Source organism: Nostoc sp. UHCC 0870 (assembly GCF_022063185.1).
Taxonomy (GTDB): Bacteria; Cyanobacteriota; Cyanobacteriia; order Cyanobacteriales; family Nostocaceae; genus Trichormus.
In genome coordinates, this window is record NZ_CP091913.1 from 4,499,851 (window position 1) to 4,514,226 (window position 14,376).

General features: G+C 40.7%; 12 protein-coding genes and 1 other RNA gene. 10 read left to right on the top strand and 3 right to left on the bottom strand.

Translation table 11 applies throughout. The features are described 5' to 3' along the window. Positions 1–346: 346 nt before the first annotated feature. The 3 genes from lipB to L6494_RS18975 all read left to right on the top strand — a co-directional run bounded on the left by lipB (position 347) and on the right by L6494_RS18975 (position 3,472). Positions 347–1,021, top strand: a complete 675-nt coding sequence (gene lipB, locus L6494_RS18965) for a lipoyl(octanoyl) transferase LipB (RefSeq protein ID WP_237989255.1) — start codon at positions 347–349, stop codon at positions 1,019–1,021. Between the two features lie 644 nt (positions 1,022–1,665). After that, entirely contained in the window at positions 1,666–1,866 is a 201-nt protein-coding gene (locus L6494_RS18970; protein WP_237989256.1) for a hypothetical protein, read from the top strand. A gap of 58 nt (positions 1,867–1,924) precedes the next feature. Further along, positions 1,925–3,472 carry an ABC transporter permease subunit gene (locus L6494_RS18975; protein WP_237989260.1) on the top strand — a complete coding sequence of 516 codons (1,548 nt, stop codon included), beginning with the start codon at positions 1,925–1,927 and terminating at the stop codon, positions 3,470–3,472. 227 nt (positions 3,473–3,699) lie between these two features. Here the strand turns inward: L6494_RS18975 and L6494_RS18980 are convergent, their stop codons facing one another. The 3 genes from L6494_RS18980 to L6494_RS18990 all read right to left on the bottom strand — a co-directional run bounded on the left by L6494_RS18980 (position 3,700) and on the right by L6494_RS18990 (position 6,914). Continuing rightward, the gene (locus L6494_RS18980; protein WP_237989262.1) at positions 3,700–5,292 is read right to left on the bottom strand and encodes an alkaline phosphatase D family protein; all 1,593 of its coding nucleotides are present in this window, start codon (positions 5,290–5,292) and stop codon (positions 3,700–3,702) included. Between the two features lie 369 nt (positions 5,293–5,661). After that, positions 5,662–6,201: a PEP-CTERM sorting domain-containing protein gene (locus L6494_RS18985; RefSeq protein ID WP_237989263.1), complete on the bottom strand. Its 540-nt coding sequence runs from the start codon at positions 6,199–6,201 to the stop codon at positions 5,662–5,664. 392 nt (positions 6,202–6,593) lie between these two features. Next, on the bottom strand, positions 6,594–6,914 hold the full coding sequence (locus tag L6494_RS18990; protein WP_237989267.1) for a hypothetical protein: 321 nt from the start codon (positions 6,912–6,914) through the stop codon (positions 6,594–6,596). A 596-nt stretch (positions 6,915–7,510) separates the two neighbouring features. Between L6494_RS18990 and L6494_RS18995 the strand changes: the two genes are divergently transcribed. The 7 genes from L6494_RS18995 to L6494_RS19025 all read left to right on the top strand — a co-directional run bounded on the left by L6494_RS18995 (position 7,511) and on the right by L6494_RS19025 (position 14,229). After that, complete coding sequence (locus L6494_RS18995) at positions 7,511–7,999, top strand: pentapeptide repeat-containing protein (RefSeq protein ID WP_237996142.1); 489 nt, start codon at positions 7,511–7,513, stop codon at positions 7,997–7,999. Further along, positions 7,999–9,141, top strand: coding sequence for a 5-(carboxyamino)imidazole ribonucleotide synthase (locus L6494_RS19000; RefSeq protein WP_237989268.1), 1,143 nt, complete (start codon positions 7,999–8,001; stop codon positions 9,139–9,141). The genes L6494_RS18995 and L6494_RS19000 overlap by 1 nt, the downstream gene beginning before the upstream one ends. 108 nt (positions 9,142–9,249) lie before the next feature. Further along, a non-coding RNA gene (gene ssrS, locus L6494_RS19005) (6S RNA) lies at positions 9,250–9,433 on the top strand. Positions 9,434–9,707: 274 nt separating this feature from the next. Further along, positions 9,708–10,976, top strand: coding sequence for a M16 family metallopeptidase (locus L6494_RS19010; RefSeq protein WP_237989269.1), 1,269 nt, complete (start codon positions 9,708–9,710; stop codon positions 10,974–10,976). A gap of 226 nt (positions 10,977–11,202) precedes the next feature. Next, positions 11,203–12,498 carry a M16 family metallopeptidase gene (locus L6494_RS19015; protein ID WP_237989270.1) on the top strand — a complete coding sequence of 432 codons (1,296 nt, stop codon included), beginning with the start codon at positions 11,203–11,205 and terminating at the stop codon, positions 12,496–12,498. 297 nt (positions 12,499–12,795) lie between these two features. After that, positions 12,796–13,737 (top strand): peptidoglycan-binding domain-containing protein, encoded by a 942-nt coding sequence (locus tag L6494_RS19020; protein WP_237989271.1) that lies wholly within the window; start codon positions 12,796–12,798, stop codon positions 13,735–13,737. A 138-nt stretch (positions 13,738–13,875) separates the two neighbouring features. Further along, on the top strand, positions 13,876–14,229 hold the full coding sequence (locus tag L6494_RS19025) for a phage holin family protein (RefSeq protein ID WP_237989272.1): 354 nt from the start codon (positions 13,876–13,878) through the stop codon (positions 14,227–14,229). Positions 14,230–14,376 lie beyond the last annotated feature (147 nt).

Genomic DNA, 14,376 nt, shown 5'->3' on the forward strand with positions numbered 1-14,376 from the left:
TTTTGACTACCTTGCTCATCAAAACAAACTTTACACAACTGAGAGTAGTTACTTCTGGTTTGTTAAAGGAGATTGGGTCGCTGTTGTTTGGGTATACAAGTCCTTCAGATGTAAACAATTATGAGACTCATCAGCCAGTGCATTCGTTCTTCTTATCTTGGCGTGATGCTTATTGTAGAGAATTCCTCCCAACACCTTTGTGCTTATATATCCAAACTAGCACTTTGTTTTTCTTTGAGATGATTCCCTTGATGTTCCTTTAAAATCCTTTGCATAGCTTGACAATTGTTGATCAAATTCTCGAAAGTTGAAATATATTTAGTTGTTAACTCAGTTGATTTTCGGCATGAATTGTAGTAAAGCAGCTAAAAACTCTTGTTTTTTGTACAACAAAGGGTTAACACCCTACTTAGAAGCGCATGAGTGGCAGAAATCCCTCCTCACAGAGCGTATTCACAATCCCCATCTAGATGACGTGTTAATCTTGCTGGAACATCCCCCTGTCTATACTTTAGGACAAGGCAGCAATTCCGAATTTCTCAAATTTGACATAGCCCAAAATCAGTTCGAGGTACATAGAACCGAACGCGGCGGCGAAGTCACTTACCACTGTCCCGGCCAATTGGTAGGGTATCCAATTTTAAATTTGCAACGTTATTGTAAAGATTTACATTGGTACTTGCGACAATTAGAAGAGGTCATAATTCACGTACTAGCAGTTTATGGTTTAAAAGGCGATCGCATTCCTCCTTTCACCGGGGTATGGTTAGAAGGACGTAAAGTTGCTGCGATCGGCATTAAAGTCAGTCGTTGGATTACCATGCACGGTTTTGCTTTAAATGTGTGTCCCGACATGACAGGCTTTCGGCGCATTGTTCCCTGCGGTATTGCAGATAAACCTGTAGGCAGTTTAGCCGAATGGATTCCCGGAATTACCTGTGAAGAAGTACGCGGACATATTGCTCAAGCTTTTACCGAAGTTTTTGGTATAGAATTCATTGAGTCAATTGCCAATTGTTAAATAATTATACTGTTATAAGTAGATTTAGCTGTAATTATGTAATAGGTGCAATTGGATCAGAAATAGGAATATCCGGCAATTAAAAGCAAATTGCTGCTTATTTGTGATTTCACTTGTGCAAGTTAAAATGTCAGTAACCCAGCCCTAAAGGGACTGAGCTTGTAAGAGAAATCAAGCAAGCTGTACTGACCCGTCTAAGTCAAAACTTGACTACGTTTTTTGAGTCACGACACCCTGGGATACGCAGCCAGTCCCTTGCTCTGTCGCTTGTGATTAAACAGTTCTAAGGTCACTGGAACAGTGTTGCAAGCCTAACAAGCTCTTAAAACATTGACTAGGCTAACTTTACTCCCACAAGGGAAGGCTCTATTGAGCAAAAACATTATGCGTACAGGGCGAAAAGTTTGATCGGTAATTGTCCCGTTGAAAGTGCATTACAAAAGCACACCAAGCAGAGTAACCCCAAGGCGATAATGTTTTAATATTCAAGGCGGTTAAAACCGCACGAGCGATGCACTGAGCCTGTCTAAGTGTCTTTTTCCTCTCAGGTCTAAAGACCATGAGTTTCCCACTTACCGATTTTTTTATGATTGTTTGCCAATCTCAAAACTAACTTTTTGTATCATTTGATTCAAATTTCGCCTGTGACTTATCCAATCAATCCACAGACTTACGCCCCAGTGTTTACGTCTCTGAGAGAAAGAGACTTGAAAGTTCTCATAGAACTATTTGATAGACAAGACGGCGAAGATATTGAAGCAGACATTAACAGTAATCTACTGTTAATGATGCCTGAACCATGCTGGGAAGACGATCCCTTTGACTTCTTGCGCGAATATCTTTAGGAGTGCTGTCAGCACTCAGCACTCAGCACTCAAAACTCACTCAGGGGGTAAAAATCACATGGCTAGATTCGGTTTTTGGCGTTGGCTGTGCTTGTGTCTAGTTATTGGTTTGAATTGTGTTTTACTCTCTGGTTGTAGTGCAAATCTGAGTGCTGATAAAACTTTGCGCGTCGCAACTGAACCTGCATTTCCACCTTTTGAGTTTCAAGGACAAGGTGGAGAGTTGCAGGGTTTTTCCCTGGATTTAATGAATGCGATTGCTTCATCTGCTAACTTTAAAGTCAACTTCCAAAGTCTACCGTTTGATGGCATTATCCCAGCCTTGCAAGGTAGAACCGTAGATGCGGCGATTAGTTCAATTACCATTACAGCAGAACGAGCCAAGACTGTGGCTTTCTCTCGCCCTTATTTTAAAGCCGGATTAGCGATCGCAATTCGTGACAATAATCTAGATATTACAGGTTTTGATAGTCTCAACAACAAAAAAATTGCTGTCCAAATCGGTACGACTGGCGCAGCCAAAGCTCAAAGTATTCCTGGTGCAGAAATTCGCAGTTTTGATTCTGCACCTTTAGCACTGCAAGAATTACTCAATGGTAATGTAGATGCAGTTATTAATGATGCACCAGTAACTTTATATGCCATTAATACAGGCAATCTCAAAGGTATTAAAGTTGTAGAGCAATTACTAACAGAAGAATATTACGGCATTGCCACAGCCCAAAATTCACCTAATTTATTACTTATAAATGACGGACTGAATAGAGTATTAAAAAACGGCACTTATGCCCAAATTTATCAAAAATGGTTTAAAGCGACTCCGCCACAATTACCAGATAAATCACCATTTGAAAATCAAACTAACACTGCTAAAGGGGGAATATTAACCTCATTTAGTTTAATTTCGCAGGCTTTACCGACTTTATTACAAGGTGCATTAGTCACTCTACAACTAACAACAATTTCTGTGGTTTTGGGTTTAATAGGTGGTTCATTAGTTGGTATTATTCGCCTCTCTAAAATTACTCCTGTGCGCTGGTTAGCCAGGGCTTATGTTGATTTTTTTCGAGGTACGCCTTTACTAGTGCAGATTTTCATGATTTATTTTGGCATCCCAGCCATTGCTCAAGAACTGAACTTTACTTTCTCTTTTGATCGTTTAATAGCTGGAGTAATTGCCTTAAGTTTAAATTGTGCGGCTTACATTGCCGAAATTGTTCGCGCTGGTATTCAATCAATTGAACCGGGACAAGCAGAAGCAGCTAAATCATTAGGCTTAAATCCTTTACTAACAATGCGCTTAGTAATTTTTCCTCAAGCATTCCGGCGGATGTTACCAGCTTTAGGCAATGAGTTCATCAGTTTATTGAAAGATACCAGCTTAGTAGCGGTGATTGGGTTTGAAGAGTTATTTCGCAAAGGACAACTGATTGTAGCTGGAAACTATCGCGCCTTTGAAATTTACGCAGCAGTTGCGATCGTTTATTTATGTTTAACTCTGCTTTCTTCCCAAGCCTTTAGTCGCTTAGAAACCTGGATGAATCCTACTCAATTAGTTCAAATTAGTCCAAAAAAATCCTCTCAATTCGAGAATAAAAAAAATTAACGCTCTATTTCTTGAGATTTCATACTGGATTAATATCCCGCCGGGAACTGAAGTTCCAGGCTAATAGCGAAAGTCCACTCAAGTGGACTAAATTTTTCCTTGATTCGTCTTTAGAGGGCTTTCACTATGAGACTCAGAATAAATTTCGAGGCGGGATAGATACATTACGGCAAGACTTGTCTGTAGGCCGTAGTCGTTGCGGAGATAGGGGTCAAATCATAATAATATTAAACGACTTGCCGGACTCCAGGGATACCGTTGTCAACTACAAATGAAGCACGGTTGGTAATCGTACCAAATGGTGTTAGTACATTTGACATCACTAGATAGTCTGACCTCCAAGTGCTAGGAGTCACTGTACAGCGTACATATCCCCGTTGCCCGTTGTAGAACTTGATATGGGGATTATCTGGTAAGTATGCTTGCACTGTAGGGCTGATATCAATACCATCACCACCTGAGCTAATGGAGGTGCAGACAAACTCACTACCCAATGTGGCGGATTCGGGTTGATCAAAGTTCGCCTTAAGATTCATCGCCCAGTGAGAATGCACATCCCCTGCTAAGGAAACTGGGTTAGATGGTTGACGCTGTGCGAGAAAAGCCATGAGGCGATCGCGGGAAGCCAAATACGCATCCCATTTGTCCATGCTGAAAACTTGACCTTCTCCCGGTAGGAAGTCTCTCTGAGCAATGGGAACTTGCTGCGCCAAAATATTCCATCTCGCTGTTGATTTATCTAAACCATCATACAACCAGCTTTCTTGCGCCTGTCCCAGAATTGTGGCTTGGGGATCAAAAACTTCTGGACAACGTTCCTTACTACCATCGCCACAGGGTTGATCTGTGCGGTACTGGCGAGTATCTAAAACATTGAATGTAGCCAGATTACCAAAGTTTAACCGCCGGTAAAGCTGCATATCAGGGCCGACTGGTCGGGAGAAGGGACGCAGGGGCATATGTTCATAGTACGCCTGATAAGCGATCGCTCGCCGTTGGGCGAAGATGGCTGGATCTTGATCTGGTTCGGTATCAACTTGTGAGATTAAGTTGGCATAATTGTTTTCTACCTCGTGGTCATCCCAAGTTACAATCCAAGGGAATGCTGCATGGGCAGCTTGGAGATTAGCATCGGTTTTATAGAGAGCATGACGATTGCGGTAATCTTCCAAGGTGAAAATTTCTGACCCATTGTGTTGTCTAGGCCGAGTTAGATTAATCCCTCCCTCGTAGATGTAGTCACCCGAAAAAAATACTAAGTCAAGGTCATCCTCTGCCATGTATTTATAAGCAGTGTAATATCCTTGCTCATAGTGTTGGCAGGATGCTATGGCAAACTTCAATAGATTTGACGCACTACCAGAAGCGGGAGCAGTCCGAGTCCGACCAATGGGGCTAGCTTCGCTACCTACATTAAACCGATACCAATACCAAGTATGAGGTGATAGCCCTTCCACCACCACCCGCACAGAGTGAGCCAGTTCTGGAGTTGCCAGTACAGTCCCTCTGGAGATAATGCGCTTCATGTTGGAGTCAGTTGCTACTTCCCAACGGATTGGCACATTTACAGGCGGCATTCCACCGCCATTTATAGGTTCGGGAGCTAGTCGAGTCCAGATCACAATGCTGGTATCATAGGGTTCGCCTGATGCCACACCCAGTTTAAAAGGATAATCGGAAAATCTGCCTTTAGCGATCGCTTGTTGTTGAGGAAATTGGCTGGCAATAGCTAAACCAGTAAATGCTCCTGCTCCGATAATTAAGTTGCGTCGTTTGATGCGACTTTGCAGAAACTTCTGAACATTATGGTAATCTACCATCCTCTTACTCCTGACTAAAAAATAAGTTAAAGGAATGCAACAGTTAACACAAAAAAGGCAGGGTATTTTCTCCCTTACCAAACTCAGGTTTAAATTTCCAGTTTCTCAACTGGTATCAATGTGTTAGTTGTTCTATCTGCACGTCAAAACTTACTATTTAGAGATTAATTTTTGACAAAGAAAGAGTTAATATAAATTTAATTTTTTGATATATTTAATTTATTAAATTACAAAAATAATATTTAAATTAAAATGCACAAAAAAATGAAGAATGAACTATGCAGCTATCATTCTTCATTTTGAATAATACCACTACAATTATCTATTTTGCCATTGAATAGGGATAAAATTTGACCCATTCAAGCAAGATTAAGCTTTAAGCTTTCCCATTACTATGTCTTTTCTTTTCATCATCAAGGTGACACTACCAACTAATAGAAGGCCTCCTAATATTGTAGGCTCAGGTACTTTTCTATAAGAAACTGTACCAGATATCAATTCAGCGTCTGATGTATTTATGGAGAAAGCAGTAAAATCTTCACCAGCAATTTCATACCTAATAGAGCTAGCTGGATTAGCTTTATCATCGAACTGATAGTCTAAAGCTAAAGATGTTTTACCTGTAGAAAGAATGGTGGTATAGACAATAGGAAATGCTGGGGATTTAAGATCATCTTCTTCGGTGTAAACATTAGAGTCACCGTCAAATTGAAAGGAAAGGGACTTCAGGATTGCTTCACCATCAATGAAAGTTGAGTCATCAAAGCTAAAAATGCCATTTCCTCTCGTGGTGGGACTATCAACTGTAAAAGCATAACGAACAATCGCCGCAGATGCTGAATTTACATCTACACTAGCCAAACCCAAAGCTAAACTAGCAGCAAGGACTAATTTTGAACCCAATTTCATCTCCGTTTTCCTCACTATAAACTTCTGTTAGCAATGCCCACTACAAAGTATATAAGTCGTTTATCTCGCGCTTTGCTTATCCCTTTTGATTCACCAATGGGAGTTCATCACCGATAGAATCAGTGATAAAAATAAGTTATTCTCCCTTTTGAAAACAAGGAAATAAGGGGCTATTTTTTTTGGAACTAACCTATATTGAAGCTATGAGTTTAAGTAGAATTTAATGGAAGGTAAAAATAAAAAATAATTAGTCATAACGAACTAAAAGCTTTGAGGAAAGCCAAAAGTTAAATTAGCCAATTCTTGCATCGAAGACAATAAAATTAAAAACTGCCCTGGCTGAAGATAATACCAAGAGCAGTAGATGGGGAGTAATAACAAAATTGAATAAACTAGACATCCTCTGGTTCAAGTTGAGCCACTGTAACTGCATTGACAGCAAAAGCAAAAACTAATGGCATAGGACATCTGAGTACAAAGGTAGAAATAACCGCTAACACCGTACTAATCACTGCTGAAGTTGACCAGATTTTTTCTTCAAATGTCAGTCCCTTCTCAGATTTAATTCCTCTGAGGACATGATGAGGAATTGGTTCTGGCATCACACATCCTGGAGGAAACGCCCAGTAATTATTACGCCGCTCTACAAATAGTTCTGTCCAGCCATTTTCTTCGCACCATGCTTCGATCCAGTCAATAGAGTAGTGTGTCATAATTGCAGTTACTTATTAGGCTTGTTGAATTTGTCTAGGTAGGGGCAATAAATCTACTCAAGATTTATCAGGAGTTCAGCAGTCACTATAAAAAAACTATGGTTAATACTCCCCATATAGAGCTTGTTAAGCATTCCGAAACATCATCAAATTGTTTTCGATCACGCTTAATGCTCGCCATGATTAAAAGACTAACAGTCTATCTTCCCAGCTAAACGGAAACGACAATAAACTTTACTTGGAAAATATTAACTTGAAGAAATGTAAATTTCATAGCGATCGCTAAATCTTAATTAAAAATATTTATATCCTAAAACGCAAACATTGAAATCAAGAATTGTAAATTATTCAGTGAGCAATTGCTTAATTTTCTTACGGAATTGAAATATATCTGATTAGTGAATCATTTCTCTACTATCTAGAGTCGTATCTAGCTCAACCTATAGTTATAAATGGGTGAAGATGTAGAGCGATGGCGTACCCGCCCACCAGAGGTTATCGCCAATCGTTTGTGACAAAATGTTAAGCTGTTAGTGATCCAAAACGCCTGAAGATGGGGAAAACGCAAAATGAAGCACCAAATTAATTACCTCAAGATGTTTTGGCGGCAAGGCTTGGTGTTATTATTGGGGATCATCGTCTTTTGCTTGCCCTTACCAGCATGGGCAGTAGATTGGACGCATCCTTTATCATTTAGCAATGCAGAATTATCGAGACATGACTTTTCTGGTGATAGTTTGCAAGCGGCGGAGTTTTCTAACGCCAATTTAGAAATGACTAACTTTGTCGGTGCGGATTTGCGGGGAGCAGTATTAAGTGCTTCCGTGATGACAAACGCAAATCTCCACGGAGCAGATTTAACTAATGCAATGGTGGATCAGGTAAACTTAACAGGGGCTGATTTAAGCGATGCCGTTTTTAAAGAAGCTATTTTACTCCGTGCCATCTTTAATAATGTGAACCTAGAAGGCGCAGACTTTACTGATGCAATTTTAGACAAGGCACAAATCAAAGAACTTTGTACAAAAGCTAGCGGAGTAAATTCTCAAACAGGCGTAGAAACTCGTGATTCTTTGGGATGTTAATGAAGCGTATAGGTGTAATTGGTGGTGGACAGCTAGCCTGGATGATGGGGGATGCAGCCAATAAGCTAGAGGTAGAGTTGATAGTGCAGACTCCTAGCATTCAAGATCCGGCTGTGGCGATCGCTCATGATACTGTATTGGCAGCAATTGATGATGCTGATGCAACAAAAGTTTTAGCAGCCAAAAGCGATGTTATCACCTTTGAAAATGAATTTGTCGATTTAGAGGCTTTATCTCTGCTAGCAAAGCAAGGTGTCTGCTTCCGTCCCAGGTTAGAAGCTTTAGCACCACTATTAGATAAATATCATCAGCGTTGTTATTTAAGAGATTTAGGGCTACCTGTTCCGCAATTTTTCGCTGTCGAACAGCAGGAAGATTTAGCAGCCAAAATTGCAGACTTAGGTTTTCCCCTAGTGCTGAAATCTCGCCGTCACGGTTACGACGGACAGGGAACTTTTATCATTCGTGATTTAGCTACCTTGCAAGAAAAACTAGAGTTAAATCAAAAAAATCCAACTCTATTTTTAATAGAAGAATTTGTCCCCTTTGAACGGGAACTAGCGGTAATTGCTGCCCGTGCAGTAGATGGTGAAGTTGTCATCTATCCAGTGGTAGAAACACAGCAAGAACAACAGGTATGTCGCCGAGTTATAGCCCCTGCTGATATTACACCCGAACAAGTCGCCACAGCAGAAGCGATCGCCTATAAATTATTAAACAGCCTCCAATTTGTCGGAGTGTTTGGTATTGAACTATTCTTAACTACTGACGGAAAAATATTAGTCAACGAAATAGCCCCCCGTACCCACAATTCTGGGCATTTTTCCCTAGACGCTTGTGCAACTTCCCAATTTGAGCAGCACCTGAGAGCAGTTTGTGGTAAGCCTTTGGGAAATCCGGCTTTACAGTGTACAACTGCTGTCATGGTCAACTTATTAGGTTATGAAACCTCTGTCAGCGACTACCAAAGCAAACGCCAGCAATTAGCAGCAATTCCCCAAGCACACGTCCACTGGTACGGTAAAACAGAATCTCGTCCAGGACGCAAACTAGGACACGTCACCGTTTTGTTAGAAAATCATAACCCAGCGATGACCTCTGAAATCGTCCACACTATAGAATCTATCTGGTACTTTAGTTGAAGAATTAAGGGTGTAGGGGTGTAGGGGTGTAAGGGTGTAAGGGCTAGCAGAACTGTTGACTATTGACCAACTTGTACACAATTGGTTTTGAAAAGCTATAATGAGTGAGTTGCACTGCGACGTTGGTGACTGCCATCAAGTTTTTTGATCTATGTCTTTAAGAAAAAGGGAGCTAAATGCTTCTCGTGGCAGTAAACCGGGCGTGTACCCGGAAACTTTAAACGAGTAAAATCTGTTCCCCCCTGGTTTAACCAGGTCATAAACTTAGGTAAAACGGCGTTGCGGTGAACTCAAAATTTTAAGCTCCCAATTTTATTAAAACTGGGAGCTTTAATATTTTGTATGTAGTCGTCTTGAACTGCGTACACGAATAACAGCTAAAGAAGGGTTTGTAGTAAGGACTTTAGTCCTTAGAAAAATCAGGACTAAAGTCCTCACTACAAACTTGCTTATCCATCAATTTAAACTTGATGCACTACTAGTTGTATCAGATGATTCTGAATCAGGTACAAAACAGAGTTAAGATAACTAAAAAATAACTTAAATTTTAGTTAAAAATAGAAAAATTGTTACAACCGCAACTAACAAATCCTGTCTTTCCAGCGTCGGTTTTCCGGCTAGATAATGGTTTAACGTTGATTCATCAAGAAATTCCCACTACTCCCGTAGTTGTGGCTGATGTTTGGGTAAGGGCTGGAAGTATACATGAGCCAGAACCGTGGTTTGGTATGGCGCATTTTTTAGAACACATGATTTTTAAAGGTACAGCCACCCTACAGCCGGGAATGTTCGACCATAATATCGAGAATACAGGTGGTGTCAGTAATGCGGCCACAAGCTACGATTATGCTAATTATTCCCTAACTACGGCTGCTACTTATATAGAAGACACTCTGCCTCATTTAGGAGAACTACTACTCAACGCTGCAATTCCAGAGGATGAGTTTGTCCGTGAACGGGATGTAGTATTAGAAGAAATCCGTGCTTCTTATGATGACCCAGACAGTGTAGGCTTCCAATCTCTACTGCAAAGCGTCTACCAAGAGCATCCTTACGGACGCGCAATTTTGGGTAATGCGCAAGAACTAATGCAGCATTCACCAGAAGCAATGCGCTGTTTTCACCGCACTCACTACCAACCAGAAAATATGACAGTAGTAATGGCGGGAGGTATTAACCAACAGCTAGCATGGGATTTGGTTCACAAATCATTTGGTAATTTTGGTGAACGTGGAGAATGTCCACCAATTAAACCATTAACTAAGCCAGTTATTAGTGGAGTTCGCCGCCAAGAATTGTCTTTACCACACCTAGAACAAGCACGGCTGTTAATGGGGTGGCTAGTACCAGGCGTAGAAGAACTGCGTGCGGCTTATGGTTTAGATTTATTATCAGTATTGTTGGCAGAAGGACGGACTTCCCGCTTAGTACGTGATTTACGAGAAGAACAGCAACTAGTGCAGGGAATTTGCAGTAATTTTTCTCTGCAACGAGAAGCGAGCTTATTTACAATTACGGCTTGGTTAGAGCCAGAACACCTAGAAATAGTAGAGAATTTAATTCTCAGCCATTTGGATGATATCTTCAGCCAAGGTATTAATGAAAATCAATTAGCTCGCACCCGTAGGCTGTTATGTAATGAGTATGCCTTTTCTACCGAAACACCAAATCAGTTGAGTGGGATGTATGGCTACTACAATACCATTGCCCAAGCAGAATTATCTGTCACCTATCCTCAGCAAATTCAATCATTTGCTCCTCAAGAACTGCAAAAATTAGCTAAACAGTATCTTTCACCGCAAAATTATGCAGTAACTATTATTAAACCTTGTTAACTGATGACTGATGACGGTTGACTGGGGACAAGATATATCTTACCAAAGTCAGAAAATGAGATGTGTCATTCTGAATGAAATGTATAATTTTTGAGATGTTTCGCTTCGCTCAACATGACAAATTCAGCATTTATGCAAGAGGTCTAAGGAAGACAAAGAAGTAAAAAAGAAACGAATCTTTTGACGTTTGACTTTTGTATGCCCAATTCCCAATGACTAATAACTAATGACTCAAACTGTGAATCCTGCTGTATCTAACAACTCCCTTATCCATCGCACTGTATTAAACAATGGTATTGTCGTACTGGTAGCAGAAAATCCAGCTGCGAATATTATTGCGGGGCGAATTTTTATTCGTGCTGGTAGTTGCTGTGAACAACGCGAAAAAGCAGGTTTAGCGCATCTACTAGCAACAGTCATCACTAAAGGATGTGATGGACTTTCTAGTATGGAAATTGCCGAAGAAGTCGAATCTGTGGGAGCTAGTTTGAGTGCAGATACATCGACTGATTATTTTTTAATGTCGTTAAAGACAGTGACGGGGGATTTTCCTCAGATATTATCACTTGCAGGGCGGATTGTGCGATCGCCTACTTTCCCCACCACCCAAGTAGAACTAGAACGGCGTTTAACCATCAATAGCATTCGTTCCCAAAAAGAACAGCCCTTTACCCTAGCAATAGAGCAAATACGGCGGGTAATTTACCAAAATCATCCCTATTCACTATCGGTGATGGGGGATGAAAATACTGTCAGTAACATCACCCAAGAGGACTTGGTAGACTATCACCAAACATATTTTCGTCCAGACAATATAGTAATTAGCATTGCTGGGCGAGTCACTTTAAATGAGGCTGTAGCCTTAGTAGAAGAAGTATTTGGTGATTGGCAAAATCCAGACCAAGCCCTACCAGAAATTAATCTACCAGAAATTTTAGTAGAACCACAATCCCAGCTTAAGCCTATACACACCCAGCAATCTATTGTCATGCTCGGTTATTTGGGTGCAGCAGTAAATTCTGCTGATTATGCCCCTTTAAAATTACTATCTACTTATTTGGGGAATGGTCTATCTAGCCGTTTATTTGTCGAATTACGAGAAAAACGGGGTCTAGCCTACGAAGTTTCGGCATTTTATCCTACTAAGCTATATCCAGCGTCATTTTTAGTTTATATGGGTACAGCCCCAGAAAATACCACCATAGCCCTAGAAGGATTGCGTACAGAAGTAGAGTTACTGTGTACCACAGAATTAACCCAAACCAGTCTGCAAGCGGCGAAGAACAAAATTTTAGGGCAGTATGCCTTGGGTAAACAAACTAACGGACAAATTGCTCAACTATACGGTTGGTATGAAATTTTGGGTTTAGGAATTGACTTTGATAGACAATTCCAAGAAATGACAACTGCTGTCACCATCCAAGATGCTTTAATCGCCGCGCGTCGCTACCTCCAGAAACCTTATTTATCTTTGGTAGGTCAAGAAGAAGCAATTAACCGCGCTATTTTGAGTAATGAGTAATGAGTGCTGAGTGCTGAGTGCTGAGTGCTGAGTGCTGAGTAATGAGTTTTGAGTGTATGCTGAATCTGCACAGGTTACAACCTGCTATTGAAAAAATTCAGCCCTTTGAAAAACCAGCTTAGAGGCGAATAAGTGCAGTTACTGCACGCTGCTCACGCCCCGCTCCGCTAACAGCACCGGCTAAACGCCGCGCTACTGCTAACAGCACTCATTACTCATTACTCATGACTCAGCACTAACTACTCAGCACTACTAAACGGTGTAATATTAGCAACAGAAGTTCTGGGAGTGATTTCCATGAAAGGCAGCCTGACAGCAAGTATTGTAAGCTACTTAGACTCACTAAAGACATTTCGCTGCTTCAGCAAAAGTAAGTTTTATTGGCTACTGATGTTTTCCTGTACGTCTGTGTTCCTTGGCTCATCGGCTATAGTAACAGTTACAGCACCCCAAGCAATTGCCCAACAAGTTGGGATAAACCGTCCTACTCTCAAGGTTGGTAGTCAAGGCGAACGCGTCTCGGAACTTCAGGCGGCTCTGAAGCTTTTGGGCTTTTATTCTGGTGCAGTTGATGGAACTTATAATGAACCTACCGCCAATGCTGTTTCTCGGTTTAAACAAACAGTGGGTTTGAGTCCAGATGGTATTGTTGATACGCCTACCTGGCAGAGACTTTTCCCAAATCAACCATTTGTGGCATCAATACCTAACTCAACAGCCAATACCATAACGGCTTTTCCTGTTCCTACTCAAGCTGCTACAACTACTAATACTAGACCTGAACTAAGACCCACTCCTCCCCGGCCTGTTAATAATCAGGTTGTGAATACTAAACCTGTCCCCAACCGGACAAACACCAAACCAGTGAATAATCAGGTTGTCAATACTAAACCTGTTTCTAGACCTAGCAATACTTCCAGGCAAAATACCACAACAACTAGACCATCCTCAACAACTCGTCCTAACCCCACTCCACCAGCTAATCGCATTTCTGGTGTACAGTACACCTCAGAAGGATGGCCGATTTTGCGGGTGGGGATGAGTAATCCAGAAGTTACCAAGTTACAAACAAGGTTGAATCAGCTAGGTTTTCTCAAAGGTGGTGTAGATAGCTATTTTGGTGTAATGACGGAAAATGCTGTGAAAGCAGCACAAAAACGTTATGGAATAAAGCCTGATGGTGTAGTTGGTAGTGCTACTTGGGAGGCTCTATTGCGACAATCGCCTCAACGGCGTTAATATCATGTCTGCTAAAAGAATTAGCATATCTCTGTAATGCTTGGTAATTGGTAATTGCTCATGGGAAAAATAAATCAGCAATTACCAATTAACAATTTTTGTATATTTCTTCGTAAGGCCGATTTCTTTCAACAAAATATGAAAAATTTTCTATTGACGTGGTTAGGTACTGCGGTGGCTTTGCTGATTACTGCCAATATTGTACCTGGGTTTGTGGTGAATAGTTTTGTCGCTGCTTTGGTTGCTGTGGCAGTAATTGGGTTAGTCAATGCTTTTGTTAGACCAATTTTAAGTATTTTGACCTTTCCCATTACTCTACTGACCTTTGGGCTATTTACATTTGTGCTGAATGGCTTAATGCTTTGGCTAGCAAGTCTCCTCACCCCTAAGTCTTATTTTGAAATTGAAAACCCTTTAGCCGCTTTTTTGGGGTCAATTGTATTATCTGTGGTTTCTAGCGTCATTAACTATATTCTTAGAACTATGGAATAGTCATGTGTAAAAATTTATGAGTCATTAATCAGTAGGTAGGAAAAAGTCAAAAATCAAAAAACAGAAATATTTGTCTTTTACCTTTGTACTTCCTATTTCCCAGTCCTACCATACAATATGGTTCAATGAAAAGTTATTTGTGTAGAT

Bases quoted from the DNA above. Each gene is read 5' to 3' on its own strand.
- L6494_RS19020 (WP_237989271.1), top strand. From the start codon at position 12,796: ATGAAAGGCAGCCTGACAGCAAGTATTGTAAGCTACTTAGACTCACTA.
- L6494_RS18990 (WP_237989267.1), bottom strand. From the start codon at position 6,914: ATGACACACTACTCTATTGACTGGATCGAAGCATGGTGCGAAGAAAAT.
- lipB (WP_237989255.1), top strand. From the start codon at position 347: ATGAATTGTAGTAAAGCAGCTAAAAACTCTTGTTTTTTGTACAACAAA.
- L6494_RS18985 (WP_237989263.1), bottom strand. From the start codon at position 6,201: ATGAAATTGGGTTCAAAATTAGTCCTTGCTGCTAGTTTAGCTTTGGGT.
- L6494_RS19000 (WP_237989268.1), top strand. From the start codon at position 7,999: ATGAAGCGTATAGGTGTAATTGGTGGTGGACAGCTAGCCTGGATGATG.
- L6494_RS19025 (WP_237989272.1), top strand. From the start codon at position 13,876: ATGAAAAATTTTCTATTGACGTGGTTAGGTACTGCGGTGGCTTTGCTG.
- L6494_RS18980 (WP_237989262.1), bottom strand. From the start codon at position 5,292: ATGGTAGATTACCATAATGTTCAGAAGTTTCTGCAAAGTCGCATCAAA.
- L6494_RS18995 (WP_237996142.1), top strand. From the start codon at position 7,511: ATGTTTTGGCGGCAAGGCTTGGTGTTATTATTGGGGATCATCGTCTTT.
- L6494_RS19015 (WP_237989270.1), top strand. From the start codon at position 11,203: ATGACTCAAACTGTGAATCCTGCTGTATCTAACAACTCCCTTATCCAT.
- L6494_RS18975 (WP_237989260.1), top strand. From the start codon at position 1,925: ATGGCTAGATTCGGTTTTTGGCGTTGGCTGTGCTTGTGTCTAGTTATT.